Source organism: Bifidobacterium sp. UBA6881, assembly GCA_002451435.1.
In the GTDB taxonomy this organism is placed as follows: domain Bacteria; phylum Actinomycetota; class Actinomycetes; order Actinomycetales; family Bifidobacteriaceae; genus Bifidobacterium.
Map to the genome: position 1 here is coordinate 1 of DKCF01000066.1, position 2,127 is coordinate 2,127.

The following is a 2,127-nucleotide window of genomic DNA, read 5'->3' on the forward strand; positions in this document are numbered from 1 at the left end:
CTATGTCGCTCAGAAGACCGACGAAGGTGACGCCTACTTGGCTCAGAAGACCGATGAGGGCAATGCCTACCTTGAGCAGAAGACCAAGGAAGGCGACGCCTATGTCGCTCAGAAGACCGATGAGGGCAATGCCTACTTGGCCCAGAAGACCAAGGAAGGCGACGCCTACTTCGCGCACCGCAGCGAAGAGGGCGACGGCTACCTGAACCAGAAGACCGAAGAAGGCGACAAGTACTTCTCCTCGAAGCACGACGAGGCCGATGCATACGAGGCTCAGGTGCAGAAGCGCGCGTTCGAATACGATTCGAAGACCCGCAGCTCCGCGGACGATTACGCGCAGCAGGTTCGCGACAATCTGGAGTCCCAGTCCAAGGTCATCGAGGGCAACATCCAGGGTCTCAAGCAGTTTGAGGGCGAATACCGCGCACGTCTTACCGAATTCCTCGGTCAGCTCATGTCCCAGGTGTCCGATTCGAACAACTACGATCAGGTCGATCAGAAGAACAACGACTGAGATTAGACCGTGTCTGTTGTCATGACGAACAATCAAAGACGGCTGCGCTTTCGCGTGGCCGTCTTTGCGTGCATCTCGATCATTGCGCTTGCCGCCGATCAGCTCACCAAGGCATGGGCCCAAGCGGTTCTGTCCGATGGGCGTACCGTGGAGATGATTCCGCGTCTGCTGTCGCTCACTCTGGTACGGAACCCCGGCGCGTCATTGGGCATGGGCTCCAATATGACATGGCTGATCTCTCTGCTGGCGGTGGCGGCGTGCATCGCTCTGGTGGCGCTCGCCGTGCACACCATTTCGATGAAGTGGACTGTGGTGTTCGCTCTCGCCTTCGCCGGAGCGCTTGGCAATCTCATCGACCGCATCGTTTACGCGCAGGGCTTCCTGAACGGCAAGGTCGTTGATTTCCTGAATTACGGTTGGTCCGTCGGCAATGTCGCCGATATCTTCCTGATGGTCGCGGGCGTCGCCGCGGTGCTGCTGCTCCTGTTCGCGGAGCCGTTCAGCGAGAAGGATCTTGCGGAGACTGGGAACGGAGCGCAAACGGCATGAGTCGCGTTGTTCCAGCTCCTGATGCCCTGGTCGGCAGAAGATTCGATGTGGCCGTAGCCAAAATGCTCGGCATCTCCCGTGCCAAGGCAGCCGATCTCATCGAATCCGGACAGGCGCGTCTGCTCGACCGGGAAATCTCGAAATCATCGATTCTGCAGGCGGGGGAGACCGTCGAATTCGACATCGTCGAGGAACGGGCCAAGCCGGAGCCCATCGCCCACGACATGGCGGTCGTCTACGAAGACGACGATGTGGTGGTGGTCGACAAGCCCGTCGGAGTCGCGGCCCATGCCTCCGTGGGATGGACGGGCCCGACGGTGCTGGGCAGCCTGCTTGATCGCGGCGTGCATATCACCTCATATGGCGCAGCCGGGCGTCAAGGCATCGTATCGCGCCTTGACGTCGGCACGTCCGGATTGATGCTGGTGTGCAAATCCGACCTCGCCTACGTGGAGATGCGCCGTCAATTCGCGGAGCACGAGGTGGTGAAGACCTATCATGCGTTGGTGCAGGGAAACCTCAAGGAGGACAAGGCGACGATCGAGGCTCCCATCGGACGCGCCAAAGTGTCCGATTTCCGTTTCTGCGTGACACCGGCGGGGAAAGAGGCCATCACCCATTGGGATGTGATGGAGCGTTTCGGAGAGGCGACCTTGGTTTCCGTCAACCTGGAAACCGGCAGGACCCATCAGATCCGAGTGCATTTCTCGTCGATCGGACATCCGCTGGCGGGAGACTCCATGTATGGGGCCAACCCGCAGCTCAGCGAGGCTTTGGGGCTTGACCGCCAATGGCTGCACGCCATGCAACTGGAGTTCCGGCACCCAAGAACCCATGTGTGGACCACGGTGAAGTCGAAATACCCTGCGGACCTCAGCCATGCGCTCGAGGTGATGCGTGCGCGTCACCGGGGGCGTGAATCCTCGCACGACGCGGACTGATGCCGGTTCGCGGATGCCTCGCCCATGCCGTCGGGGGTTTCCTGGAACCGCTCCGGGAGCGGTTGCGGAGGAAACGGCCTTTGCGCGCACGCCGGAGACGCGAATGGCTGGATGGATTGCTGG

Annotated in this window: 2 protein-coding genes and 1 pseudogene; all 3 read left to right on the forward strand. The window is 60.6% G+C overall.

The window, feature by feature from the left end; all coding sequences use genetic code 11:
• A pseudogene (locus B3C64_RS04830) lies at nt 1-514 on the forward strand (ATPase); the annotation flags it as partial.
• 21 nt (nt 515-535) lie between these two features.
• Nucleotides 536-1,063 carry a signal peptidase II gene (locus tag B3C64_RS04835; RefSeq protein WP_291534131.1) on the forward strand — a complete coding sequence of 176 codons (528 nt, stop codon included), beginning with the start codon at nt 536-538 and terminating at the stop codon, nt 1,061-1,063.
• Nucleotides 1,060-2,004 carry an RluA family pseudouridine synthase gene (locus tag B3C64_RS04840; protein ID WP_291534115.1) on the forward strand — a complete coding sequence of 315 codons (945 nt, stop codon included), beginning with the start codon at nt 1,060-1,062 and terminating at the stop codon, nt 2,002-2,004. Before B3C64_RS04835 ends, B3C64_RS04840 begins: the two co-directional genes overlap by 4 nt.
• Nucleotides 2,005-2,127 lie beyond the last annotated feature (123 nt).